General features: G+C 49.3%; 25 protein-coding genes. 4 read left to right on the top strand and 21 right to left on the bottom strand.

The window, feature by feature from the left end; all coding sequences use genetic code 11:
* Positions 1 to 80 precede the first annotated feature (80 nt).
* Positions 81 to 515, top strand: a complete 435-nt coding sequence (locus tag AN477_RS00650) for a hypothetical protein (protein ID WP_054967257.1) — start codon at positions 81 to 83, stop codon at positions 513 to 515.
* Between the two features lie 124 nt (positions 516 to 639).
* Here the strand turns inward: AN477_RS00650 and AN477_RS24100 are convergent, their stop codons facing one another.
* The 6 genes from AN477_RS24100 to AN477_RS00625 all read right to left on the bottom strand — a co-directional run bounded on the left by AN477_RS24100 (position 640) and on the right by AN477_RS00625 (position 4,823).
* Positions 640 to 789, bottom strand: a complete 150-nt coding sequence (locus AN477_RS24100; RefSeq protein WP_157061737.1) for a hypothetical protein — start codon at positions 787 to 789, stop codon at positions 640 to 642.
* A 63-nt stretch (positions 790 to 852) separates the two neighbouring features.
* Complete coding sequence (locus AN477_RS00645) at positions 853 to 1,338, bottom strand: CBO0543 family protein (RefSeq protein WP_169787822.1); 486 nt, start codon at positions 1,336 to 1,338, stop codon at positions 853 to 855.
* A gap of 284 nt (positions 1,339 to 1,622) precedes the next feature.
* Positions 1,623 to 2,612 (bottom strand): GGDEF domain-containing protein, encoded by a 990-nt coding sequence (locus tag AN477_RS00640; RefSeq protein ID WP_054967255.1) that lies wholly within the window; start codon positions 2,610 to 2,612, stop codon positions 1,623 to 1,625.
* A 285-nt stretch (positions 2,613 to 2,897) separates the two neighbouring features.
* On the bottom strand, positions 2,898 to 3,761 hold the full coding sequence (locus tag AN477_RS00635; RefSeq protein ID WP_054967254.1) for a hypothetical protein: 864 nt from the start codon (positions 3,759 to 3,761) through the stop codon (positions 2,898 to 2,900).
* Positions 3,745 to 4,251 carry an RNA polymerase sigma factor gene (locus AN477_RS00630; protein ID WP_054967253.1) on the bottom strand — a complete coding sequence of 169 codons (507 nt, stop codon included), beginning with the start codon at positions 4,249 to 4,251 and terminating at the stop codon, positions 3,745 to 3,747. The genes AN477_RS00635 and AN477_RS00630 overlap by 17 nt, the downstream gene beginning before the upstream one ends.
* Positions 4,252 to 4,394: 143 nt before the next feature.
* Positions 4,395 to 4,823 (bottom strand): peptidoglycan-binding domain-containing protein, encoded by a 429-nt coding sequence (locus tag AN477_RS00625; protein WP_054967252.1) that lies wholly within the window; start codon positions 4,821 to 4,823, stop codon positions 4,395 to 4,397.
* Between the two features lie 335 nt (positions 4,824 to 5,158).
* Between AN477_RS00625 and AN477_RS00620 the strand changes: the two genes are divergently transcribed.
* The 3 genes from AN477_RS00620 (at position 5,159) to AN477_RS00610 (ending at position 6,374) form a co-directional block, all read left to right on the top strand.
* Positions 5,159 to 5,725 carry a site-specific integrase gene (locus tag AN477_RS00620; protein ID WP_054967251.1) on the top strand — a complete coding sequence of 189 codons (567 nt, stop codon included), beginning with the start codon at positions 5,159 to 5,161 and terminating at the stop codon, positions 5,723 to 5,725.
* 61 nt (positions 5,726 to 5,786) lie between these two features.
* A complete protein-coding gene (locus AN477_RS00615; protein ID WP_169787821.1) occupies positions 5,787 to 6,062 on the top strand; it encodes an HU family DNA-binding protein in 276 nt (91 codons plus the stop codon).
* A 69-nt stretch (positions 6,063 to 6,131) separates the two neighbouring features.
* Positions 6,132 to 6,374, top strand: a complete 243-nt coding sequence (locus tag AN477_RS00610) for a hypothetical protein (protein WP_054967250.1) — start codon at positions 6,132 to 6,134, stop codon at positions 6,372 to 6,374.
* A gap of 143 nt (positions 6,375 to 6,517) precedes the next feature.
* Here the strand turns inward: AN477_RS00610 and AN477_RS00605 are convergent, their stop codons facing one another.
* The 15 genes from AN477_RS00605 to AN477_RS00540 form a co-directional block, all read right to left on the bottom strand.
* A complete protein-coding gene (locus tag AN477_RS00605; protein WP_054967249.1) occupies positions 6,518 to 6,784 on the bottom strand; it encodes a hypothetical protein in 267 nt (88 codons plus the stop codon).
* Positions 6,785 to 6,944: 160 nt separating this feature from the next.
* Entirely contained in the window at positions 6,945 to 7,517 is a 573-nt protein-coding gene (locus tag AN477_RS00600) for a hypothetical protein (protein WP_054967248.1), read from the bottom strand.
* A 1,238-nt stretch (positions 7,518 to 8,755) separates the two neighbouring features.
* Positions 8,756 to 9,019 (bottom strand): hypothetical protein, encoded by a 264-nt coding sequence (locus AN477_RS00595; protein ID WP_054967247.1) that lies wholly within the window; start codon positions 9,017 to 9,019, stop codon positions 8,756 to 8,758.
* A 327-nt stretch (positions 9,020 to 9,346) separates the two neighbouring features.
* Positions 9,347 to 9,826, bottom strand: a complete 480-nt coding sequence (locus tag AN477_RS00590; RefSeq protein WP_054967246.1) for a hypothetical protein — start codon at positions 9,824 to 9,826, stop codon at positions 9,347 to 9,349.
* A gap of 90 nt (positions 9,827 to 9,916) precedes the next feature.
* Complete coding sequence (locus AN477_RS00585; RefSeq protein WP_054967245.1) at positions 9,917 to 10,315, bottom strand: hypothetical protein; 399 nt, start codon at positions 10,313 to 10,315, stop codon at positions 9,917 to 9,919.
* 44 nt (positions 10,316 to 10,359) lie between these two features.
* On the bottom strand, positions 10,360 to 12,876 hold the full coding sequence (locus tag AN477_RS00580) for an ICP22 family protein (RefSeq protein ID WP_054967244.1): 2,517 nt from the start codon (positions 12,874 to 12,876) through the stop codon (positions 10,360 to 10,362).
* 35 nt (positions 12,877 to 12,911) lie between these two features.
* Complete coding sequence (locus tag AN477_RS00575; protein ID WP_054967243.1) at positions 12,912 to 13,658, bottom strand: transglutaminase domain-containing protein; 747 nt, start codon at positions 13,656 to 13,658, stop codon at positions 12,912 to 12,914.
* Positions 13,659 to 13,769: 111 nt separating this feature from the next.
* Entirely contained in the window at positions 13,770 to 15,917 is a 2,148-nt protein-coding gene (locus AN477_RS00570; protein ID WP_054967242.1) for a hypothetical protein, read from the bottom strand.
* Positions 15,918 to 16,021: 104 nt separating this feature from the next.
* The gene (locus AN477_RS00565; RefSeq protein WP_054967241.1) at positions 16,022 to 17,503 is read right to left on the bottom strand and encodes a hypothetical protein; all 1,482 of its coding nucleotides are present in this window, start codon (positions 17,501 to 17,503) and stop codon (positions 16,022 to 16,024) included.
* 255 nt (positions 17,504 to 17,758) lie between these two features.
* Positions 17,759 to 18,514 carry a replication-relaxation family protein gene (locus AN477_RS00560; protein WP_054967240.1) on the bottom strand — a complete coding sequence of 252 codons (756 nt, stop codon included), beginning with the start codon at positions 18,512 to 18,514 and terminating at the stop codon, positions 17,759 to 17,761.
* A complete protein-coding gene (locus AN477_RS00555) occupies positions 18,511 to 18,951 on the bottom strand; it encodes a hypothetical protein (protein ID WP_157061736.1) in 441 nt (146 codons plus the stop codon). Before AN477_RS00555 ends, AN477_RS00560 begins: the two co-directional genes overlap by 4 nt.
* 12 nt (positions 18,952 to 18,963) lie before the next feature.
* Positions 18,964 to 19,683, bottom strand: a complete 720-nt coding sequence (locus AN477_RS00550) for a hypothetical protein (RefSeq protein WP_054967238.1) — start codon at positions 19,681 to 19,683, stop codon at positions 18,964 to 18,966.
* A 924-nt stretch (positions 19,684 to 20,607) separates the two neighbouring features.
* Positions 20,608 to 24,126 (bottom strand): bifunctional DNA primase/polymerase, encoded by a 3,519-nt coding sequence (locus AN477_RS00545; protein ID WP_054967237.1) that lies wholly within the window; start codon positions 24,124 to 24,126, stop codon positions 20,608 to 20,610.
* Between the two features lie 126 nt (positions 24,127 to 24,252).
* Positions 24,253 to 24,402, bottom strand: a complete 150-nt coding sequence (locus AN477_RS23580) for a helix-turn-helix domain-containing protein (protein WP_083485806.1) — start codon at positions 24,400 to 24,402, stop codon at positions 24,253 to 24,255.
* Positions 24,403 to 24,596: 194 nt separating this feature from the next.
* Complete coding sequence (locus tag AN477_RS00540) at positions 24,597 to 24,785, bottom strand: helix-turn-helix domain-containing protein (RefSeq protein ID WP_054967236.1); 189 nt, start codon at positions 24,783 to 24,785, stop codon at positions 24,597 to 24,599.
* Between the last annotated feature and the right edge of the window lie 214 nt (positions 24,786 to 24,999).

The following is a 24,999-nucleotide window of genomic DNA, read 5'->3' as shown; positions in this document are numbered from 1 at the left end:
ACTTGTGGATATGTTAAAATTGTCCACACATACTTGATGGAAGAATTTTCGAAACACGCAATGGCGTGGGAGGGATGTGAGTGGGCAAACAACAACCTTTCAGATGGTACAGGATTGTGGGGCACCCTCAGGACGGTCGAAGCATGGATTTCGTCTATTACGTCGAGTCCTCATCCCCTCACAACGTGATCAAACATTACGGAAAGCGGCGCAAGTGTGAAACGGGGAACGGTTGCATCATTGTTCAGTTTCCCTTCCACGAGAACGGCGTCCAATTGATGCCGCCAACGTGGACTCCCGAACGGGCCGAACCAATCGACAGTAGCGTGACCACGGTTCTTAAAGTGATACCTGCAACCCGCTACGTCTGTGAGTGCGGCAAGGAACATGCTTCTGAATTTCCATATCCGTCTATGTGGTGTAGCTGCGGGAGAAAGGCATATCCCGTTGGAAAGATGCCCTATCAGAAGGGGGTTCAACAAAAACAAGGGAATCATCCCTTGGAATATCCCTGATCACTGGTACTTTCCCAAGTAAACCTTATCAGGGGTCAGTCACTCTTGTACTCCGAACGTCCTTAAAGTAGATGTGGTCGTAAGGACGTTCAGGGGTTCCATTTCCATTGTCTGCAAGTCGTAGTCAGCCTTCATTATTCAAAATTTCCTCCCGTTCTTCCTCTGATAGTTCATCGAATTCAAGCTGCTTCAAAATCTTTTCGACCACATCTATTGGTAGTTTCGCTTCTTTTAGGCGCATCAAAACATACTCTCTTGGTGATAAATCCCCCAAAACCTTACCCCATTTACTCCGTATTTGCTTGGCATTGACTTATCGTATCAGCTTTGAGTTCGATCATCTGTCGAACCGAGTCGACGCCTCGTATTTTGACCAACCTGCCGTCAAAACATGCCGAATGAGCGTGTAAAACTTATACACGACCACATATGCAACCAAGTACGAAATGAACGTCCACGCGAGGTTCCAGCCGTTCCCGTAGCTTGCGTGCCCAATAAAAACGGCAAAGCCTTCGAGCAGTGTTGTACCTATTGAGAAAACCAGTACCATAGACAGCGACCGTCCGAATCGCCGTATCAACACAATGCACCAACAACCTAAGACAGGGTACAATCCAATGTCGAGTGGCAACGCTGAAAGCGTCTCTATGCGCGTGTATGGGGCCAGATTCCACAATTCCAAACCGAATCCAACAGCGTTAATCACGAATGATACAACGGAGGCAAACGGTGCCACGGCGAGGACAATTAGAGGATGTTTGCGGTAGAGAAAGACACCAAAAATCCAAGGCAGAATGAAACCGAGCGCGATATTCAGCACCATAGTTCCATCTGCCTTAGGGCACGAAAACTACTCGGCTTTGCGAGGGTTAGACGGTTGCCCCCCTGACCATTTTATGTAAATTGCATGATTTGCTGCATGTAGCCATATGGTAGTTCACTCCGTTGATCTGATAAAAACCGGTTTGAAAGACTCGATGCAGGTCTGTCTTTTCGCGTAACTGCCCACATTGGATGCAATATACTCTCAACTCATCTGTCAAACTCATCAAATCACCGCCACCCATTGCAATATATCTCCAGTTTATCTAGTTTAATGGAACAATGCTAGATAGCTGCATCAGCCTTTGCAAGTTGTCTACATTCGTACAACCGTTCATCGGCGACCACATAGCATTGTTCCAACGAATCACCATCAATGCCCCATACCGCACCGCCGACGCTAACGGAGAGGCCGCTTTCTTGTAGTGCTTGACGGATTCTCTCCATCGCCGATATTGCGTCTGGCCAATCGGATTGCAGGACGACTGCAAATTCATCACCGCCAAACCTCGCTACAATGTCACCCGTGCTGACGTTGCGAGAGATGATGTCTGCCACCTGTCGGAGTGCCTGATCTCCCATAGGATGGCCATGTGTGTCGTTAATCTGTTTCAGTTCGTCCATGTCGATTAGACCTAGAACCAGATGTGTTCCAAAATCATTGCACTCCTCCACTAGCTGTGGGAGCCGCACTTCCAAGCCACGACGATTGAGCAATCCTGTCAAAAGGTCACGCTGACTCGCTTCCTCCGCAATCCTTCCTGTCAAAATTAAGTCCAGTGCAAGGGAAATCTGCGCCGCGCACGAATCCATTAGAGCGGTTCCTGTCTCTATTGTGAGCCGCCCTGACACGGGTTTTGTTCGGCCCACGACAATCGCCCCTATCATCCGCTCCCGCGACACAAGGGGCCAAATGCCAACTTCGAGTAACCCATACCCTTTCCACGCCTCTTGCAAGTCTGACGGCATATCTTCTGTTAGCATCCACCGCTCCATATGCGGATGTAGCAATTCCATCTGACTCAATGCGTGGTCAACATCAGCTTGTAATCGTTCTTCGTCGTTTGCAAATACACCCCATGATGCGTAGACAGTCGGAGTTTGCGACGTTACGCCGTATGTCAGCACCCTCTTTCTGTAAACAAAAAATCCTGAGTCGGCGTCGGCAAACTCACGTAAATCCGTAGCGGCCATCTCGAACAGTTCCATGCCGCGCTTGGCACGTGACCACTCCCGTGAACGGTGGCAGAATCCTCGCAGGATGCTTGGATTCATTGGATCGCCCCCTCCTGAAAACATCACAAAGCCCCTCCGCCAACATGACGAAGAGGCTGACACACTGTACCCTATCCCGGAGCGTCCTCCCTGACTGAGAAAACGTCTGATATGTCTCTTCTCGTTGATTATTCGAGAGGTGAGACGAAATTCCTTCAAGTGACATCTGAATAATTTCTACTATTGAAGAAATTATGAGGGGATCATACCCTACTAACAGCATACAAACAGGAGAGTAAAGACCATCAAGCGTCCAACGCTCGATGGTCTTTTGACAATCCATTTTTAATTCAGATACGAGTCTCCTTTAATCAACGAGTCGATAATCTTCCAAGCGTTCTCGTCGGTGAGGGGGTTGCGTCCTAGTGTCGCGTTCGCAGCACTAAAGTTGACTGAAGTTAAGTGTCCATCAAATGCAAATAAATATGTGCTCGTGTAGTGATTCTTATTTGAGTAGACCTTGACCTGAATTCCTTCATAAGGAACGGTTTTAAGGTACGGAACCGACGTATAGTGTGTACTGTCAATCATGTTCGAGGAATACTCAGACACGGCATACTGTTGCCATTCGTGCGTCCTAAGTACGGCTTCGGGATTTTGGCTGTCAAGTTGATTTGTTTTGCCGGGCACCGTTAAGCTCACAAACGAAACACTCTGTTGCGATGCCTGACCACCCGAATCTGGTACTGTGTTTACCACCTGCAACCGATACATAGGAAATCCCTTTGGAACTGCTGGCTCTTTCACTTTGAAACTTACAAGTGACTTTATTGCCTGAAATGCTTCCGAACCTGTATAAGTGTACGTCGTCGTGGGGATTGCCCCGGAAAGACTTTGATGCGTTACACTTGAAGGCCGTAAGGTGGCTGAGGTCTGTTGTCCACCTGCACCTGTAGTTGAACCCTGATGTCCCGGAAGTCGCCCCTGTACCACAAACACCGCTCCCGCTGCAATACACAACCCTGCTACACTAGCCACTGCACCGCCGAACCATCGAGACGTTCGTATGCTTTTATGAATTTTGATTCTCTGACCACGAAGTGCAGACAATACCAACTCATCTGTAGTCGAGTTCATTTTATCGAGTTTCAGACTTTTAAGGTGCTCAATTAGTTCAGAATTCCCGAATCGCTCATCTGACGGAAACATGCTCCATTCCTCCAGTTTCAAGGTGTTTTCGTAGTTCTTTCAGTGCCCTATGCCAAGTCACTTTCACCTTGGATTCAGTCCATCCCAACGTTTGAGCAGTTTCGACAATGGAAAGTTCCAAAATCCCTCGTAGAATGACAACTTCTTGATAGTTTGGCTTTAGATTCTGAACGGCTTTGTTTATCGCGTGTCTCGCGTCCATTACATCGATCAACCGCTCAATGGGCAAATCCGGCGAAACTAAATCAGAAAACTGTTCATCAGATACAAAACGTCTTCTCTTCCTATGAAAATCTGTCGCGACATTGCGTGCAATGGATATTAACCATGTTTTGGGTGATGAATCACCTTTGAAGCGATTTACTCCGTGAAACGCCTTGATGAAGGTTTCTTGAACAAGGTCATCAACATCACGTGTAGCCATTCTATACGCCAGATAGTTAAAGACCTCCAAGCCGTACTGCTTATACCACTCTTCTATCAACTCCAAAATCAACACTCCCGGTATGTGTCTATGTATTGGACGTGATTTTTCTAATCTGGGTTACACTTGTTCAATTTTGATCGAATAGCAAACCCCGACAGTCAACTGACGTGTCGGGGTTTGCCAAATAGAACTTGTTGTTGCGGGGCTTAAAACAGGATGTTTTGATAGAACCCATTTTCCATCCAGTAGTAAGCATCACCCTCAGAAGGATACTTCACACACCAGTACCCTGTGCTGGTTTGGTACGCAAACCAATGTGACGATCCTGACTCATAATTTACGTTGTACTCGTAGTACGGCGATGAAGTACCGTCTTGCGCAAGCCATTGTTGAAGGCTGCTCCAAGTATTCGGGCCAACAATGCCATCAACGGACAATCCATACGCAGATTGATACGCCTTCACTGCGGACTCTGTGTTCGGCCCGAATGCACCGTCAATTACCGAAACAGTTCCCGTTAGAAATCCCATGAAGTGCAAGACTGATTGGGCACCGAGTACGTCTCCGCCTTGGTCACCATTTGAAATGGTACGCTGATTCGTCCAACTGTATCCACTCGGAGGTGCAGAACTCATCCACAAACATCCCTTTCAACTGGTTTAGTGTTCGCGAGACACTTCTTTGACGTGCTGGCCAAGCACGTAATCGCATCGTATGGCTCACCACTGTAAACCGAATGGATGCTTGTCCTGTGCGTGAGGCTAAATATTTCGCATTTAAACGAATTAGCCATGTCAATCGACCAGACACAATGGATTTTGTGTTTGCTCACCGAATCAGGCTGAGAGTCGCACAGGGTGTGGGTTTTAAGGCGTTTGAGAGACGGACGGTTGTAGTTGGTCAACCGTGAACCAAACAAAATGCCTCTTTGTCATACCTTATGGCTCTTTATGAAGGGAGCGATGAGGTCATGGAATTTGTCGAACCGATCCGAGATCGGAAACAACTTGAAGCCATGAAAAAGTACCTGCGTGGAACCAGCTTGCGAGATCATGCGTTGTTTGTTCTCGGCATCAACAGTGGTTTGAGAGTATCCGACCTGTTGAACCTGACAGTCGGTGACGTGACCGATTCGAGAGGTCGCATTAGGGAGCGCATGGTCGTCACAGAGCAAAAGACTGGCAAACGCAAAAGTTTTGCAGTTGGTGTCAGTGTTACGAAGGCGATAGCGGAATTCCTCGCAACTCGCCCTGATGCAACCGACGATGAACCGCTATTCGCGAGTCGAAAAGGCGGCGCGTTAAAAAGGGCGCGGGCATGGGAAATACTTAACGGTGCAGCCAGAGCAGTCGGCATCAAGGACAAGATCGGAACCCACACAATGCGAAAGACGTTTGGCTACCATGCTTACCGCGACGGCAAGGACTTAGCGTTGATTATGCAACTCCTGAACCATAGCAGCCCCTCTCATACTTTGCGGTACATTGGAGCATCGCAGGATGAGATGGATCGCGTGTATTTGACGCTTAATCTGTAACGCCCCACCACCCGCGTTTTGTCATACCTTCTCTGGATGGATGAAGAAGGGGAGGAATGACATGATGAATAAAACAGAGTTGATCAAGTCCATCGCAGTAGGTTCGGGGGTTTCGAAAGGAGTTGCTGCAAAAATGCTCACATCCTTGCAGGACGCAGTAACCAACGCGGTCACACACGGAGACAAGGTGTCCATCAGGGGTTTTGGCAGCTTTGCCATCAGCGACCATGCCGCCCGACGTTGCCGCCATCCTCATACGGGCGAAGTGATGCAGGCAAAGGCATATCGCACTGTACGTTTTGTACCAAGCAGCGAAATCAAGTCGTGCCTGAACTGATCAATACGAAAGGCCGTCAGAATCGTTCTGGCGGTCTTTCTAATTTTCAAGAAGGAAGTGTGACACATTGTGGACGGCAACCTCATTACACAACTAACACTATTTGCACATAGCGTGACACAAGCTGTTCTCGTCCGTCGCTACGAACTCCCGAGTACAGCCGCGTTTTTGGCATGTAATGGAGTAATGGACTATCATGTGGAGCCAGTTACACTGGACGACGAGGAATGGTATCAGCTTACCCCTGCCACAGAACCGCTTTGGGCTGCTTCGCCGCCGATGCAGTACACATATGCCTACACTATGATATAATGTTTTTTGTTGATAGCATTAAGGATTTGCCTCCTTGGTGTACAAGAGAGAGCCGACTGCCATCGGCTCTTTTTTCGTTTAGTGATGACATAAAAACCCCGCACACGGCTCACCGAACCACGTGCGGGGTTTTGTATTGCAAATTACAGAGCAGTGGCAACAACCTCTATTGACTGCTTGTCTGCCTTGCCAAGGGCGTAGCCGATCTCAACGGCTTTACGCACTACGCTATTTTCAAGCATCATATAAGCATCGTTGTGTTTTGCCCATTTTAACTCATCTTCGCCGAGAAGTTTTATAATTTCCGATTCCAAGTAACTGCTAGCCGCTTGGTATTCCTGCGAATCGTACACTCCACTGATAATCTCGTCGCAGATGTCATCCGTCAAAATCGCTACGTTTCGTTCCATCCGTCCCGTCTCCCCATTCATCCCAGTCTTGTAACGCCGCTCCGTGGGGCGTTCCGCTAGTAACTATATCACTGTTTTTAATAAATTACAATTTACTTCCATTATAGGGTCATTATGACTCTTTGATTTATTCATGCAGTAGACAAACCCCGCCACAGTGTCACGCCGTTGGTGGGGTTTTCATTTGTTCATCACTTTCCTTCACGCCAGTCAATTCTTCAACAAGCGGTTTGAAAAGTTTACCCTGTCCTTCTTTGAGCCAAGCTATAGCCCGTACGAGTTCCTTTGATGCTTCCCGCTCTACGAACCCAAATTGCCTGAAAGCCTTTCCTGTTTCAACGCTTCTAAGTAGAAGCTCAAGTGCCTTTTTGGGAGCCGTAGCTTCGAGAAAGTCTGGTTCCTCGCTGACCCCCAATAATCCAACATACTTTTCGAGCGCAGCTTCCAACTTATCCTTTAGATCGTAGACCCGCACTCGCAAATCCTCCAGAGACTCGTTCTCACCACCTTCGTCGTCTGGCAAATACCCGGCCAACACCATCATGCGGTGAACACTCGCTCCCGGTACATGCGGCGCAATTTTACGTAGGAACTTAGGCGAGATATTTTCGTCGCTGCCCAACACACGGTAAAAGTAGCTGGCACTCATCTCTGCCTTTGCTGCAACGGCATTAGCTTTTACGCCGTGTTCATCAAGCAAACCTTGGACATACTGCTGGACAGTCATTGCCATGTTCAACATGCCTCCTGAGTCGAAATTACTTTTAAGTTCATATAAATTTGTAAACAAGCCATATGTGATAACTATATTTTAACTCTTGGCTTTGGGACGGTCAATACATAAATTACATAATAGTTCTTACAACAAAAGCATATACAAAAAAACGAACTTAAATATAATGTTTATATGTCATTTCAGTAATTATTATTTTTGTTATACAAGCGAAATGTGAATAAAAATATAACACACGCTGGAAATTGTACATTCCTTTTTAGGAACACGAATAGCAACATATTTGAAACTGATGAACCAAAAAGTTATATAGAAGTCATTTTGACCTCTTTCTATCATCTGATTACGGTCATAAAACATGACTCAGCGTGTCACAAAAGTACCCGTTTTCGGGCAAAAATCCATCGCCTTTGGTCACGTAAACGAGACGTTGTGTCTTGCAGATTTGCCAATGATTTATTGAGCGAGTAGAATGCCTCGTCGTTTTACTGGAAAAAACCGTGGTTTTTCGGCCTTCAGTGACCAACTTTTTCGGGGGGTGTGTATAAACATTCTGCTTATATTAAGATCAGTGAGTCATCCGAAATGGAAATGGAAAGGGATATGGAAGACAGGAATGGAACAAGAAAAAAATCCCCCGCATGATCATAGACACTATTGCAAAAAGGTGGTCACATACTATATAAGATTATAGATATTTTCCATCAATATTATATATATATCCTACTGCAACAAGGATTTTAGCAATTACCATTTCCAAATCTACGTGACACCCTACGCCTCATTTGTGACCAAGAATCGCGTTTCTGTGACCATGATCGCCCCTTTTGTGACCCAAACCTACACAAAAACGCCCCTTTTGTGACCATAACAAGTGTCAAGAGGCTACGGAAAATCACGAATTGGAAATTCACAACACCAAAATGCAAAGATCATCGCATGTTGAAAAGTCTATATTACGTGCGCTATTCACTCCGATAGCCGATACGCGACGATCTATGCTTCGCCTCCTAACAAGTCACCAGACGCTCATATTCGGCTTCTCTTGCGTCTTGAAGCAGGTTCGCGACACTTATACTGATCTGCATGTCAAATCTCTCTTTCAAGCGTTTAGAGGCCGTAGAATGAGTGGCCGTGGGAGAGTAAGGCAAGCGGGTGCGGTTTCCCGTAGTAGGAAAACAAAAACAGCCTCAACCCTTGTGCCATAAGGGTTGAGGCTGTTTTTGAGCTTTCAAGTGCTATCCGACGAAGACGTAAAACACGCTGTCCGGGGCATATACTGCGCCGACAATGCCAGTACAGTCATCGGTGATCCGCTCTGCGTCCTCGCAGTGCAAAAACTCTTGCTGGTCGATAAAGTGGACTTGGCCCGTTTGCTGATTAACGACCCTTGCAACTTCATCGAGGCCATCAACCGTTGTGACTTCATATACGATTGGTTTTCCGTTTGCCGATTTTGGTTCATAACGGAGATAAATCGGTGAACTGAGCTTGGCTATCATGCTGCCATCACTCTCCCTTCACCGATTCAGAGCGTGTATGGCAGTGTTAGAAAGGTGGCATTATGGAGGAAAAATACCCCTATGTACTAAAGTCGAAAACAACTTTAGCCCCTAATCGCCCGTATATGCCCCTCAACATGACTGGACGACCAATCTATCGACTTCGTAAGAAAAACGGCATAGAGACGAAAATGAGGCTGAATCCAGCGATGTTATAAAGCTCAATTTGGATAACATTCCGGAATACCCATTATGTGGGGTCAAAATGACCCTATACAGGCAAAATAGTGCGCCGATCCCCATCATGCGAGATCAACGCAATGTAAACTAATCGTGCCAAGGGTCAATCAGCGCACTTGCAACTTGCGGATACTCATCGGCAAGTACTTCACTGACCGCAAAAATCTCTTCTGGCAAGAGATGAGCAACCGCAAACCCAACGGCTTCTTCGCGTGTTGGAAACTCCATCCCTGCGATCATGTACATGCCATCGTACTCACACAAGCACATAATCTGGCCGTCCGAATCCTGCCACAGCATGTCGATGGCATCGTCCGGGAAGATAATCGGCTCTGACGGCCACTGACCCGCTGCTCGATAAAGGAGCGGTGAAACCCGTTCAAGCTCAACCAACACCTCCGCCCAGACTTCCTGTAACGGTGATGGCCCAACGAAGTCGCACCCTAGATAGGCCAACCATTGACCGTCCGGCAATTCCAATAGTACATACATCGACTGATCAAGCGAGTTTCGCGGCGCGTAGTCACCAAAGAGCGGATACGCTCGGGTGAACACGATTTTATCCATGCTTCATCGCCTCCACGCTTTCCGAAACAGTATGACATTTTTTTGCTATGCGTAAAGCCGACCCCGGACAACTGAGATCGGCACGTGTTGTTACGCTGGTTGCGGTTCCACAACGGTATATCCTTCCGCAGATTTCTGTAACCGTCCCACGGGTTGCATTGTCGTAGTATCTATCAACACCATCGGACTTGACCTCAACTCAAGTCGCACTTCAAGGGCGTTTGAAAGTTCGCATAGCTCCTGCACAAATCCTTGAATATTCCGCGCATTCTGTGAGGGTTCACTTTGCTTTGTTTTGCCTATACGCGGTTTATGTGCCGTGTAAAGGCCGCAAACATAAGCAAGGGAACTTCCAAGCTCCTTGCCGCTTTTGCCGTCCACAATCCGCGCTCCGTCATAAACCTCAACCAAAGCCACACCGTAACGCCCTGACAACTCAGTCAGGGCGACCATCCATTTTTCAGTCTTACTCATCCGTCTTTTTGTCACTACCACTCACCATCCTTACATCTTCCCGGCTCCCGCACGACAATTTACGGACGCGGCGGGCGTGGACTACGTTCGTTCATTCTGACCGCTCTTCGCCGCCCTTGCGCTTGTCTCACACGCTGCGACCGCTGTTCGCGCTGCCTGCCTTCGACCTCTTGACGATGTTCGCGCTCATCTTGCAACCGCGTCACGTTCGCAGGGAGTGGCCTTGTTTGTGTGGGCGTTGGTGGACGCTCTGACATGTGGCTGACCACCACAGAATGCGGTGCTGGCGCGTTTTGCGGTGGTGATTGACCAACTGTTCCATTTTCGGGAGTCAAAGGCTTTACGGGCCTTGTAGATGCCCTAGAACTCTCTCCGTTCTCGCCCTTGTATGACACGGGATTCTCAGCCGACAACTGGGCCTGGTTGGATGCTGGTTCGGGTTCGGACTGCGGTTCCGGCGTGAAACCAGTTGCGAGAGTAGACTGAACGGCTTGCTCGGCTTCGGCCACTCCTTCTGGCAGTGCTCCACCGATTGGTTGGCTTGGCTGTTCCGTTAGGCTGCTCACATCTTGCACTTGTGGCACGTTGAACCCTTCCGACAGGCTCGGCGCGTTGATTTCAGCTTCGTCGCGGCGTGGACGTGCAATCGAAGGTGGATCATACGCGATCTTATTACCATCGCCGTCAAAGATAACTCCTTGCGAACCGCTACCATCCGATGTGACCATCATCTTTCTTAGCTTGTCGCCACTGTCTGCCACTGGCCCGCCGCCCGGTGGTGCTGACGGTGGTGGATCGTCGTCGGATGGGTTATTGAAACCACTCGCAAGTTTGGGGAGGGAAGTTATAGTGCGGCGCAACGCCTTAACGCTGTGCCCGTGTAGCTTGGCTTCAATCCCTCTTACACGCTGTTCTCGCTCCCGGATGCGTTCTTCCGGAGTCCGTGGGCGACCGGGACTCATGGCATCTTGCAAGTGTTGTTCTACGCGCTGTTTGGCAGCTTGTCCAAGGTTTGCAAGGTGGCGTGCGAACTTGTGCGGTTGCTTGGACTGGCCTACCGGCTTTTGTTCGTCCTCTTTCGGCACGTGCAGTGCATCACCAATCTGCCGTGTCGATGCCGCACTGACATGATGTTCCTCGTGATGCAGCTCCGACGCTGCAAAATGTTCTGCCAGCTTGCCGAGCTTGTGACTTCTGCCTGCACCTTGTGAACCGTGCCGACCTTCGCGCTGTTCCCTTTCTTGTTGCTGTGCAACATACTCATCCATTGTCATGCGTTGGTGCTGATCTACTCCGCGTACAGAATCGGAAAGCGGATTGACTGCGATACTGAACACTTTCTGGCGATAAATCAAAGCCGCCGCGAACAAAATCGCATCGACGAGAAATGCTTCCATCATGCCGAACTCGCTGTGGGTAACACTCTGAGTGATAAGCGATGCGACCAAGAACAGCAACGCCGCGTAAATTGCGTTACCAAGCCGTTCCACTTGATGACCAACTGCTTCGCGTAACCAGTTAAACGTGATTCGCCATCCAATTTCAGGAACGAACGCCATCGGGATGGTTACTATCCCCATCATGATCGTGACGATGAACAGTAACTCACGCACGAATAACTGGAACCCGACGTAAATCAAGAAAAACACAGGGACGAGAATTAAGAGCAATTCGATGACCAAAAACGGAATCATCCCGTATGGGTTTGCGTTGGTTACATCTTGGGCAGATAAAGACGCACCCGTGAATGGACTGTGACCGTCTTGGGCAGCTTGTGTCAGGGCATTTTCGAGAGATGTTCTTGCGCCCGAAGATGTGTTTGCTAAGAACAAGTTGACCCAGTTACCACCCGATATGCTCACTTTTTGCCCTGCATCATTTGTGAAAGAGCAACTCACACTAGGATCGCTACAGACAGCACTACTCACGTTGAAATCTGAATAGGTTCCCGAGAATCCACCAAACTGACCATATTCCCACGGGAACAAAACGTAGTTCTGCCACAGTGTGTCGTATTCCGATCCAACATTCGTTCCAGCGGTAGACGCGACTGCCGAAGCAGCAGTATTCGTTACCAACTGCCCAAAGGAGTCAACGGTGTCAAACGCAGGCCCAAAGTCGAAACAGAAGAATGCGATAAGCCCGGTTGCAAGTAGCACACTGGCAATTCCTTGTATCATTTTTGCGTGATGCGCCACCACGTACTTCCACGCTAAATACGCGACAAAAAACATGATCAGCACTGGCAAAAACTTCACAAAAATGTCTTGATAAGCATTTCGGAAAATGCCCGCTGTCGCTTTAACCGCCTTGTCCGTAATGTTCGACGGATCGGAGAAGTAAGAGCAAACGTAGATCGCAATGTGCAAAATCCACGCGATCAGTTCCAAGAGTGTGTTCGCAACGAACGAAAACACACCTTGGGAGATGTTTTGCGCAACGTTGTACCAATGTGACGTGTCAGGTAGTGTCCACGCATACGCTGATGGGTCTGGGCTGTTCCACCCCGGAGGCCCACTGGGGAATGATGATGTGTGCCCTGCGAACACTGTGTTGGTAGGAACGGTAGTTGACATACTTTGTACCTCCTGTCAGAGTGAAAAACCCCCGGTTAGGGGGTTCCGATGTTTGTCCATTTACCGCTAATCCACGCAGACACCGAGTAGCTGGTTCCGTACAGTCCGTCTTGGTTCTCTTGCTTTTGCACTGCTTTCGCCGGGATGTTGTTCGCCCGAAGAAGCGCGACTGCCAACGCTGTCCGAGAGGCTTGATTGGCACTTCTACTTTGGAGCGTCTGATCGGCCCGTGCGGTTTGGCCTTGGTTTGCAGTGCGGATGTGCTGCCTAACCCACTGCATCGACGCAGATGCGAGAGCCTGATTCCGCTTCATACCTTGCGTAGTTACACTGGATGCGATGGTATGGGCTTGTTGGGCTACGGTCTGAATATTGGAGTCCATGAGATACGATGGCAGTAGGTCTAGTTGTTGTTCTGACAGGGCTTGGCCCGACACCGTTACACCACTGTTAGCGACCATCTTGGAGCCTTCAATGACCCCGATGTTTGTCTTGCCATCCCACGGAATAGTGAGTGTTGCATGGATGCTTCCATCGGACACGGGCACAGCATACTGATACTCGCTGTTGGAGCCGAGCATCGTCACTTGTGCGATGCCATTGTCCCGCGTCCCGGTTCGCACGTTGAGGTTGACCGCGTGACCAGTGGATGTGATGTGTGCGGTTTTTGTTTGAGGTTGTGTCGCTGTTACAGGTGTTTGAGTTGTTGTTGCGCAACCCGCTAGCCCAAAAACCGCACTGACTGCAATTACACTCAATGCGATTAGTCGTTTTGTCATCATCAAAAAACCTCCCTTTACATGAACCTCTGCTGTATGACAAAAACGGCTCCCACGCGGTTTTCCGTGCAAAAAATTAAGCGTCCGGCGATTGCCGAACGCTCTTTGCACTCTTTACTGGTTGGAGTATGTCTGACCTGCGACGGTGGTACTCTTGATTTGGTTGAAAAACCACGCTGGAAAACTGTAGAGCGCGATTATGTTGTCCTCAGTTTGAGTAATGTTCCCGGCGTGTTGTGTAACGATGGTGATGGTCGCAGAGATGTGCGCTCCCTCGTTGAATGCCGTAGCGGTATTTCCACTCACGCTCCACGCTGCGAGTTCTGGTTGGACTCCGCTCGTCGTGTGTTTGGGAACCTGCGTCCAAGCACTGATATACTCTGACGCGGGCGGCGGTGGCTCATTAAGGCCGATGAGCGACGAGCCTTGGGTGATGAGGGTATCCGAATTGACTATCAGCTTTTCTTTCCAAGTGCGAGTCGTCCCGTCAGGGTTTCGCATTGTGAAAGTTACCGTACCGCTGGTGGGTAAACTGTGCGGCGAACCCGTCCAACGCATTCTCCAACCGAACCCTGCTCCCGGTCTCGACCACGCCCAAGGCTTCGAACCTTCACCGGGGCCGTAGGTGTGATAACCGCCTACTCCGTTTATAGTGTAAGTGCCGGAAACCTGTGAGGCTGTAGGGCTAGAATTCTCGAATCCATCCCAACCGTGACTCGATAGCAGGGATTTCCAAAACGATTTGCCATTGGCTTGAACCGCCCATGACTCAGCGTTTGACGTTGGAAGATACATAAGGCTAGGTGTCCCTGGATCATAACTCAATCCGGTGATTTGACCCTGATTCAAAGTCCAGTTGTACGTGTGGCTCATAGGCGTTGTAATGTCTTTACAACCGACGAACACTGGCCCGTTTTTGGTGTTGCGATATTGCGGTGTTGGCACGTTGTAGACCCATGAGAGCGTTTCTGCGCCATTTCCGTCGCTGCTCCAAGCCTCGGATGAATCATATGGAGCGGGGCATAAGCCACTGTTTCCCGGAGGTGGCGGTGGAGGCGGTGAAGGATTCCCTCCCCCTTGCGGAGTTCCACTGACAGTGAAAGTCGCTGATGCCTGCGCCACACGGCCATACCAATCGCTCACGAAAAGGGTCATGGTGTACTTGCCAGACGCATCGGATGGAACTTTGACCTGATTCGGCCTGACGCTTGCCCAAGGGTTGTCAATAAATTGCGGGCTAGATTGGGAACTACCGATGTTCGTAGAATCAGCCCACGTCTCCCATGTTGGTTTTAGGGTGGTACTCGTTGTTCCTCCACCCATTACAGCGGTCATCTGCGGCCCGCCGCTGTATGGAGCCTGCTGATGAGTTGTCGCATATCCGGGGTTCCCTACAAGATTTTCAGTGCCACCAACAGTGCCACCACCGTTCATTCCTTGTTCCCACTGGCTGGTCACATCTTGACCATTTGAGTCCTTGACTTGTACATATTCAAGGTGGAACCCCGTCTCGTTATACGACTGCAATGCAGCCTCGTCGTACCACTTCAAGGTTCCTCCGGGATTGACCGTGGTTTTAGGGATGACCAACTGTGCCTGCGGCGGCTGCGTTGCCATGATGTAGTGATAGCCGTAGTCCTTGCCGTACTTAATGTAGTTTCCATCCTCAAAAGCCGCGCCGGATTCTTGCACTAGGTCGGAAAGATCGACCAGTCGTTCACCTTGATTCGTCCCTTTGACCATATACACAGCTTGTTCCAATTGGCCAGATTGATAAAGGTTTTGCAGGTAGGACGCATTCGCGTTTAATTCCGTGCCCCAGTCTGTGATTTCGTCCTCCGATCCGTTTGAACTTGACTCAGAGGTGTAAAGATAGCCGTTGTCGGAACTGATTTTGACCCCGCCACGTTGGGTTTCATCCAAATGAAGTAGGTTTGTGTCAATCAGATTTCCGTTGTTGTTTATCACTACATAGTCCTTTGCGAAAGAAAACAGCGCATTGTTTGCGCTTTGCAAATACCCCTGTGGTTGGGCGGAGTTGGGTTGAAGAGCCAATGTCGAACCGCCTTGTATCACTCCACTTGAATCATAGGTGCCGGGTGTGCCTACATATACGCCTGTTCCGGGAGTATTCGCAGCATAGGAGGTTTTCGACAAGTACAACGCCCCACCGCCTAGAACCAGAACGACAAGTGCATACATAGCAGGTTTAGAGTGTGCTATTGCCACAAACCCGTTTTGTTTGCGATGTTGTCCACGCACAGGTATCACTTCCTTTCCGAGTAATCTTCTTCACGAATCCCGGTTCTGTACGACAAAAGCGGCCACCCCGCATAAGCGAAGTGACCGCTTTTGATTGTTGAATTTTACTGAATTAAAAGCCCACCAGTCGCCGTTCCGGTGGCAATTTCAGACGCAAACGTGTACCAACTACCATTGAAGAGGTATCCGTACTCAACGCTACTACCCTGCGAGTTACGCAAGAGCACTTCTGACGGTGGATTTGAGGTGCCCCCGTTGGCCGGGTCTAGGCTTGAGTACCCGTAGGCACTTTGTGCCGTTTGCCACAACTTTCCGCCGTCCAAGCTGTACTCGCTACTCGTAATTGATGCCCCACCGTTGCCGTCAATTACAGGAAAGTTACCTGATGTGGTGTTGTAACCAGCATCATTTAGCCCCGGAATTGAAGTAATCACTACTCCATTTCCAACAGTGACGGTAGATGCGTCGTACTCTTTGACTATTTGGGAAACATCTGACTGCCACTTGGATTGAGATATTCCGCCGTTAAAACCGCTTGCAATCTCCGGAGTGGGGCAATACACAAGCTGGTACTTTCCAGAACCAAGGTCTGTGTAGCCTTTTTGCAGTGTTTCGAGGTTCTTTGTCATCGTCTGCAAGTCCGCTGATGATAAGACCCCGCTGCTCGGCAGTCCCTTGTTCAACCCAATCAGGTTCGCCATCCCGGTCGCACCACCCGGTAAGTTTTGCATTTGCGAAGGCTTAATACCGCTGTAGACCATGTATGCGTAATCGATCTGCTGTGTGGTGATCGGATCGTTTGCGCCAAACTTACTGCTGCTATCCGGCTGAAACAAGGACGAACCAGTGTCGATAGTTTCTCCAAACGAATCCGGGACGGCGTAATGGAAATCACTACTCAGTTTGCTGATCACGCTTGAATCTGCCGAACTCACGTCCGAATAAGGATTCTGCCCGCTTGGAGCGGTCTTGATCCCCAATGCTTGAGCAAAGTCCAATGCCGCTTGTAACTTGGTTGCTCCACCCGTTCCATTGGACGTTTGGGACTGGGATACCATAGTCCAGTCAGCCCCATTCCAGTTAGCAGTGATGCCAGCGTAAGACAAAGCCTTTTGCAAATAGTAAACAGGGATAAAGCTCGTCGTAATATTGGTTCCAGCGTCGAAATAGGCGATGCGCGGCGCGAATGTCACAGCCCGCCCGTTAATTTGGATTGCCATCGTGTTTGGTGTGATTGCAACGGGAGTCACGTTGGTTGGGTAATTAACCGTAGTGCCTGCCGGGACTTGCAGATTGAGGATTCCGTTTGTGCCGTTCCAAGTCGTTTTGATGCCCATGTCCGCCAGTGCTTGGTCGGTGTAGTAAAAAGGCAAGAAACTCGTCACAGCACCATTCGGGCCACCAAACCAATCGCGAGTAGCAATATGCTTAGGCTGTGAGATTTGTTGTCCGTTGGCGTAAATCTCCGTGTTGTAGTAGATGTAACTACCACCTGTTGCAGCATCCGCAGCGACTGGCAACGATGCCAACACTGCTCCGACTGCTAAAACTCCTGAAAGTGCCGAAAGAACGCTATTTCGAGTCATTGAATCCACTCTCCTTATTCATTGGTGTGCTGTATGACAAAAATCGGTAAATGTTCGGTATCAATTCGGTGCCAATCCAAATTTGGCCCCGAATCCGCTTGGTACGCTATCCTTTTTAGCCGTTGAGCCGCTTATAGTTCCTTCGGAACTTGGTTCTCTCAGAGACAATCTACCGCCTCCGGCGGTTTAGTTTTCGGCCCTCTTTGGTTCTTGGATTGGCCTTGGTTCTTTGATCCGCTGATCGGTGTATCGTTGTTACACTGTTTGCTGCACCTTGATCCCTGCAAGATCGTGTGTCTCTTCCCCTGCAACAAAAAAGCGCATTTCCACGTTCGTATTTCTCTTTTCCTTGACCTCGTTCCACCTGGCTTCAAGCCAGCGGGTTCGTTCTACGCTAGGGGAAATCCATACAACTCGGCGCATCTCTCCATAGGTCACTTCGTCGATTACTGAAAGATTTTGGATGTATAGCATGTACTTCTTTCTGATCTGCCTGCTAGATTCCGTCGCATTGTCGTATTCGATCCAGAAGATGTAATCATTCGGGGTCAATATCAAAGCGTCAGGGCGGATGTAGTTGGTGCGAATGTCTCTGTCCGATTGTCCGACCATGCTCCTAAAATTAAAAAGCTCGTCCGATGCCTCTCTGGTCGAATACCACTTGACTCCATCGCGCCCGTAAGCACGGATAAACCGCATCAAAATGTCGTTGACTCCCAACTGGTGCGAAATTTGAGCTTCCATCGTGATTACTTTGCCGTCAAAGCCGACTAGCTGTTGGGCAAACCGAACGCCGTTTTCCGCAAGCATGTAGACAGTCTCAGAACGGTGATCACGCCTTGTGATAAGCATTTCACGCTGTCTCAATTTGAGAAGATGCGCATCAGTCTTGCTGCGCTTCCATTCGAGGATTTCCATCAAATCTGAGCGGCGTATGCACCCTGCGTCATAGATTGCTCCTACAATTTTTTCAGTGTCCGTGTATTGACCGTCGGCCCAATTCAAGATCATGTGTCCTCGCCTCCTTTGCCTCTTCGTTTCGTGCTTGGTGCTACATTCGACCCGCTATCATCGTCACGCTGTTCCTCTGCTTTTGCGCCCGTCGTAGAAGGGAGTGAGGTTTGTGGTGACAATTTCGCACTACTTATTGTTTTAGGTATTGTTTTTGGTGACACATTCGCACCAAGAATCAATCCCTCGTCCGCCAAAGCCATGATGACTGCGTATATCGCATCGCGTGGAACCGGTGGAAGTTGTACGTCTTTTTTGTCACTAAAAACGTGCCCTTCCAATACCGTTGCAACTAGTTCTGAGATCGTCATCCCGCGAACGTCGGACTCAGCCCTTAATGCGTCTGCAACTTCATCCGAGACATAGGTGCTTATCTTTGCAACGCGCCGCCCGGAAGGGTCTTTCGGCGGTCTGCCTCGCTTTCGTTTCTCCATCACGTTGATGTCACCTCATTTATCGTTTGCAGCCACTGAAAACGGCCCTTGTGGACGTTCTGCAAACGGTGGAATCCAGATGTCGTCGGCCTTAATGCGAACAAACCTGTCACTTGGTCTTTGCTCTGCGGCCCGGTAACTTGCACAGGACTTTGCTCGATCCACATCCAATGCAAGCAAGTCCAAGTGGCACCAGCGGTCGTAATTCGCGCTCCCGATGGAGCCTGTCTGTCTGCGGAACACACAATTGCTACATGACCTATTCATGATTTGTGCGTCGGCTCGACGGCCTCGGAGAATTCTACTGTCTGCGCGTTCCCAAAGTTTCAGGTCGCCATTTGCGACCAATGATGCAAGAAGCGTTCTCTCGTTACTAGCATCGTATAGAAACGGTGAGACAGCTTTCCCATCATGGTTGTCCATATACACGCAGTCGCCGACTACAACGCTGATTGCTTCGCCCCGGTAGGCGTGTCCTTCCGCCGCGTGAACGCATGCGGCAAACCGTTTTTCAAGCCTCGTTTGCGAGTTCAGTTGTGGATACGGTGAAAGCGTCAGAAACGCAAGTACCGCGTCCTCTCCGCGACATTGGTACAAAGCGTCTCCGGGGATTAGCGCACAGATTGGAAAAACTAACGCCTCGCGCTCTACTGGGCGGTAGTAGCAACGCTCCACCATAGAGTCAAATTTGCCTCCAGTGCGAATGATTGCACGATCCAGATCAATTAGAGACACGTCCGTTCACTTCCTTGTCATTTGTAAGGAAATATATTTCTAGTTAAATACATAATACAACCCAGATGTTGCCACGTCAAGGCATTTATAAAGAATTTCAGTTCCGCAAAAATGTTCCTTTGCATACTCGATGACCCGGTGACGAGTCCTTGCCGCGTGCGGGTCTGCGGGTCGCTGTGAGTAAACGTGAACAGTGGTTCTCTCCCTTCCGCGCGATGCTTCGAGGCTTACAGGGATCACGGGGTTGCAAGGAGTAGGAAACAGTCCTTGGCGGACGCGGGGTTCCGGGTGGCGGTGAATTAGGGCGCGATGCAGATTTCCGCGTTCCGGGCGGGGATTCTGGGGGTGGCATGTGCAATCGCAGGGCAGGAGTGGTGCGACGGCGGCAGTTCTGGGGTAATGGCATGGCAGGGTTGCATGGAGATGGAGCGGCGGAGAAAGGGGTGCAGAGTTACGGGGGAATGTGTCAGTGATTGCAATTCAAAAAAAGCCGCTCACAGAGCAGGGACATTTGGCACTAGAATAGGAACATTTACCCTCATTTTAGGGACATGCAGGGACATGAAAATGCCTAGAAAGTCGCACTATATAAGGATTTTCAGATCAATGTCCCTATGTCCCTACTGCAATCACTATACATAAAGTGCGAAATCTCTTTTTCACAGAGTTACATCCCTATCAATGAACAAATTAAAAAATAGATACATAGACATACATCCCGGAAAAATTCAGGGACATAGGGACATTGCGACAAAATAGCCCGCTCGTCCATGTCTCCGTAGATCGCATGTTATTTGGGATGTCCCTGCATGTCCCTATTCCACTCCAAAATGTCCCTATCGGTGTCCCTGACAAGTGCTGTTAAAATCGTAGAAAAGAAAGACCCGCACCGTGAATATTCGTGCGGGCTTGAGGGCTTTGGGTTTAGATGTCGTTGTCACTTTCAACCGACTGATGATTACTTTCATCTCTCTGCTGCTGGCCTTCGTCGCCGCCATCCAAATCATCAAGGCCGAGCGATTCAAGTGAAAATACCAACGTTTTCCCAAACGGCTTCTTCTCAACAGGGTCAATTTTATTAACCTTTCGAGTTGTTTGGTCTTTGTCTTTCACCAAAACCTCTGCTTCTTCCCACTCCGGGATCAACGCACGCAATGATTTTTTGTATTTGCCGTTCACAAAATCCTCCAGACGCATCTTGTATAACCCGATGCACTTTACCCCATTCACAGTAGTAAGTGCCCCGATGTAGTAAGACGGGATTACGGGTTCTTCAACACCACTGACAAGCCGTTTAGGTTCGCAACCTCGTACCTTTCCAAGTTCCGATTGAACCCAATCCCCGATTTGATCCAGCAAGCGTAACGAGGTGTTGTTCTCACGCTCGTATTTGCGTTCGTTATTCACAAGTTCGTCGAAAACTTCTTGAATTCCATTCATCCAAGGGTCAAAGTATTCTGCTGGCAATCTCTCAAAGCCGGGATAGGCGTAGTGAATTAGGTACTTAAAACCCAAACGTGCAAGCCCAACAAGTTTTCGACGGCGGCTTACACGTCGAGCAAGATCACCGGAAAGTTGAGGGACTTTAATCTGAGCGATTTCAGCTTTCAGATCAGCATTTACTTTGTCCTTGAACTTCTTCCAATTACCATCACAATCCGCCAGAAAACCTTCGACCAATGCCCTGCCACCATGACCGTGATTTCCCGCAAACAACTCCGCGAAAGAGTCCACCTGTTGCGCAATAAATTCATCACCCGGCGGGATGAGGGGATTAACGGGCAAAAGCCTTGCACGGGGGCCATCATCCGCTGAATCTGGCAAGACCGATGCGTTGTTCGCCATCATGACCGTGGTGTGCAATTGATTTGAATTCCGAATACCCCCCGTTTTTGCTCCTAGCAAACGAGTTCCACCATCACCCAAGGCGTGCAGGATGCGTTGAGCATCGGCAGTTCCCTTGGTATTGTCATTTAGCTGCTGCCCTTCTACAAATCCCACAGGAAGATCAGACATTGCGTGCAAGACCTCTCCCACTCCAAACGATGTTCCATCTAACGGCCTTATCACATCCGGATTTGCCCACGGAGCAATGGCGAATTCAAGGGTTTTGCTTTTACCGATTGTTGTCTTTGCCGAAACAATCTCAGCACAGAAACCATAAAACTCAATAGCTTTAGATTCGCGTGCAGCACGCACCAAAAATGCTGACGCCATAACCCCAAAGGCAAAAGCCGTTTTGGGGAAGTTCCTCAATACCCCAAAGACTCCATTCATCTCAACGTCAGCACTACCCTTAGGGCGATAGTTACTCATGAAACTTCGCGTACCTGACTGTGGTGCAGGCGTTATCTTCTTCGCTCCCACACTTTTGTCCAGCCAGACAAACGTGACGTTGTCTTTCTCATCCGAGTCCTCGTCATCTGTCGTCAAATGCAACCCAAGCCGCTCCGTCTGGAGGCCGGGGGCTTCGCCGAACGTGTTGACCACAAGATCGTTGCACTTATTGATGTACTCTGCCATGTGTGGAGCGTTCAAAACTGACAGAGATTTGTCCGCCAGCTTTCTCACGGAGTACGGGTTAGTAGCCACGCTAGGCAACTCAGTAATTTCCTGCCAACCTGCGTAACGAGTTCTGTGCATAATCACCATTTGCGTTTCACCAGTGCTGATATTCAAACGAGGCGCGGCGACGTAAACAGGTTGACCACTCACCTCTTCCTGTGCAACACCGTTCCCTACCATAACGACCTTACTGACACCATCATCAGAACAGCCAAAACCCTCGGCAATAGGTAGATGATGATGCGCTACTGGTGCATCCGGCCAATAATCACCGACAGTACCCCGATGACTCATAAGGTGATTTACTTCATTTTCTGTCGCTGATTTAACCGCTTGATCAATTGTCTTGGTTGTGTATCTTGCTTTCTGTCCTTTTGGGCGGCCATCACACTCGGCTGACATTATACGAGTGTGTTCTGCATTGTAACGTGTCGGAGCCAGTCTTTTGATAGCTGCCAACACCCTCGCAACTTCTGGCATAAGGTTGAACGGATCGTCTCCGTTCTTGAGTTGCTCCGCCAATGCAAGGGACTGCTCAAGGTACGGTTCGAGATTGTCGTACACCTTGAACTTCGCCCGTCCCTGCCCCGCTCCCGGTTCCTCGTGGGCTTGTCCAGCTTCCTTTGTGGAACTGTACTCGCCTTCGTTGTCCTCCGTCACATCAATCTTCGGTGCGGTGGCCTCCATGCCAGCCGCCGCTACCTCGTTTACTACCTGTAGTGCCTCCATGTAAGCCTCACGCTCCTTCTGATGTGCTTTGCGACGTTGTTCAAGTAGTTCTAGGTTCGGCGGCGGTGCCCCGAATGGGCCGGGTTTACTGAGTTCCCGATTATACGCAACTCGGACGTGATACGACGGGTTCTTGTCCAATTCAAACAGAGGACAATTCTCGCACTGTTCCAATGGATGATCAGCTTGCGCCCTGTGGCAACTACGCGGAGCCATATCATTTGTGTCTTTCCACTTCCGACCCGTATCACGCTTGCTGTAACGGTCTTTATCAACTGAACTCCAATCATGGAAAACAGAGTCTTCATCCGTCATGGCATGTGCCCACGATGCGAGTGCTACCCAATCTTCGTAGCTGACATCGTTTGCACCCGCCTCAGAAGTGAAATACTCAATCCGCGCACATAAAGCCGGGGCTTTTTCGCGTATCACTTCATCAGGAACGTTGTCCCAAGGTCTTGTGTCTTTCGGTTTCCCCGAACGCACGTATTCCTCAGATGTCTTTATAAGTTCAATCAAGGCTTGTGGAGCCTGTGCCAGTGTAATGCTGTCCGGGTCAAGTCCTTCCAGCCACTTATAGCGATTTCCTGAACGGTGCAACGCCGGAGGAACGACGACATATCCGCCATCACCGCGAACGTCAATTCCTTCGTACTCTTTCAAATCAACTTTGTTCGTGATGAGAGAGCCATCGGTAGGCCAAGCAAAGTAGATATGTAGTCCACCGCCGCCCGTTTTGACCATGACAGTGTTCCCACGCAGAGTGCCAACCTTTTCTTCGAGTCGCGCCAACGACTCGTATCCGTTCTTGTGGTTGTCGATGTCCAGTACCCAAACCTTTGATTCTGGCCCGCACGCTAATGCCCAGTTCGTGTCCGGCCATTGCTTTTTCCACTTTGCAAGTTGAATGAGGTCAGTTGTGGCGTTGTCCTGCCATGCTAGGATACGTGGATGCTTTCCACGCGATTTTTCAGGGCAATCAGGGCCACGCCCACAAGTGCAAAGACCATTTTTCATAGAATTCACAGGCAAGAGTCGAAATCCGTGTTTTGAGAAGAATTCCAACGATGTCGGCCTAGAGCCGCTTGCGTTGCCACTCACATCCGGTGTAAACTGGATATGAGGATGATTATCGTGATCTGCGGTCACGGTTATCCCTCCGATAGTTGCAAACCGCATTGCTGTGCGGTTGCGCTGTTGGTTGTAGTACGGAGCTAAAGGTTCAGAGACGGTTTTGGCGAAGGCCAGCGGTGACACGCTGGTCTTTTGCTTTTTTTAGGCCGCCTCGACGACACTGCGATGGATGCGCCAGCAGCGTCCATATTTCTTGGCTGGAATCTTTCCTTCTCGCGCCCAAATCCTTAATGTGGTTGGATTAACACGTAAAATCTCCGCCGCTTCCTCAATTTTGAGCCACTCATTCATTGTCGTTCACTCCTTCTTTTTAGTTGTCGAACCGTGACACTATTTATCATAAATGCAGTGTTCATTTCTCGCTATTGAGTCACTTTGACGCTATATGCAGCGTATTTCTGGCATCTAGTTGGGGCTGTAAAACCTCTCGGCGTACAACCTATTTCATGTCGAATATTGTCGAAAAATATTTTATTCAGGTTTTTTTACGCCTCCAACTGGCTGCGGTGAACACGCCACTGGTTGCCCCATTTCTTCCCTTGCAGTTCTCCGTTATCCAGCAGCGCGTAGATGGTTTTGACGTTAAGCCTCATTAGGCTTGCTATCTCTTGCGGGGTTAAATATTCCTTAGTCAGCAACCGTGCTACCTCTTCCGGCGTCAAAACCTCTTTCATTTTCTCATCCCTCTGAACTTTGAATTTCGAAGCACGTAAGTGTACCCGTTTGCTCTCAAAAAGCGACACTATTTGCGCTAGAATCTCAAAAAATGTTTTCGTTGGTCATAGATTCCGTTCAAAGGGGACTTTTGATAGGAAGCCAGCGGGGCGAGGATAGTATTTGCCCTTGCGTCTCTCATACAATTTGATATGATTTTTTCATCCAATGGCG

This window comes from Paenalicyclobacillus ferrooxydans (assembly GCF_001399675.1).
Taxonomy (GTDB): domain Bacteria; phylum Bacillota; class Bacilli; order Alicyclobacillales; family Alicyclobacillaceae; genus Alicyclobacillus_B; species Alicyclobacillus_B ferrooxydans.
This window is presented reverse-complemented; position numbering and strand designations above follow the sequence as displayed.

Bases quoted from the DNA above. Each gene is read 5' to 3' on its own strand.
- AN477_RS00635 (WP_054967254.1), bottom strand. From the start codon at position 3,761: ATGTTTCCGTCAGATGAGCGATTCGGGAATTCTGAACTAATTGAGCAC.
- AN477_RS00615 (WP_169787821.1), top strand. From the start codon at position 5,787: ATGATGAATAAAACAGAGTTGATCAAGTCCATCGCAGTAGGTTCGGGG.
- AN477_RS00605 (WP_054967249.1), bottom strand. From the start codon at position 6,784: ATGGAACGAAACGTAGCGATTTTGACGGATGACATCTGCGACGAGATT.
- AN477_RS00580 (WP_054967244.1), bottom strand. From the start codon at position 12,876: ATGTCAACTACCGTTCCTACCAACACAGTGTTCGCAGGGCACACATCA.
- AN477_RS00600 (WP_054967248.1), bottom strand. From the start codon at position 7,517: ATGGCAATGACTGTCCAGCAGTATGTCCAAGGTTTGCTTGATGAACAC.
- AN477_RS00565 (WP_054967241.1), bottom strand. From the start codon at position 17,503: ATGACTCGAAATAGCGTTCTTTCGGCACTTTCAGGAGTTTTAGCAGTC.
- AN477_RS00625 (WP_054967252.1), bottom strand. From the start codon at position 4,823: ATGAGTTCTGCACCTCCGAGTGGATACAGTTGGACGAATCAGCGTACC.
- AN477_RS00560 (WP_054967240.1), bottom strand. From the start codon at position 18,514: ATGATCTTGAATTGGGCCGACGGTCAATACACGGACACTGAAAAAATT.
- AN477_RS00620 (WP_054967251.1), top strand. From the start codon at position 5,159: ATGGAATTTGTCGAACCGATCCGAGATCGGAAACAACTTGAAGCCATG.
- AN477_RS00575 (WP_054967243.1), bottom strand. From the start codon at position 13,658: ATGATGACAAAACGACTAATCGCATTGAGTGTAATTGCAGTCAGTGCG.
- AN477_RS00645 (WP_169787822.1), bottom strand. From the start codon at position 1,338: ATGGTGCTGAATATCGCGCTCGGTTTCATTCTGCCTTGGATTTTTGGT.
- AN477_RS00590 (WP_054967246.1), bottom strand. From the start codon at position 9,826: ATGGATAAAATCGTGTTCACCCGAGCGTATCCGCTCTTTGGTGACTAC.
- AN477_RS00595 (WP_054967247.1), bottom strand. From the start codon at position 9,019: ATGATAGCCAAGCTCAGTTCACCGATTTATCTCCGTTATGAACCAAAA.
- AN477_RS00540 (WP_054967236.1), bottom strand. From the start codon at position 24,785: ATGAAAGAGGTTTTGACGCCGGAAGAGGTAGCACGGTTGCTGACTAAG.
- AN477_RS00640 (WP_054967255.1), bottom strand. From the start codon at position 2,612: ATGAATCCAAGCATCCTGCGAGGATTCTGCCACCGTTCACGGGAGTGG.
- AN477_RS23580 (WP_083485806.1), bottom strand. From the start codon at position 24,402: ATGAATGAGTGGCTCAAAATTGAGGAAGCGGCGGAGATTTTACGTGTT.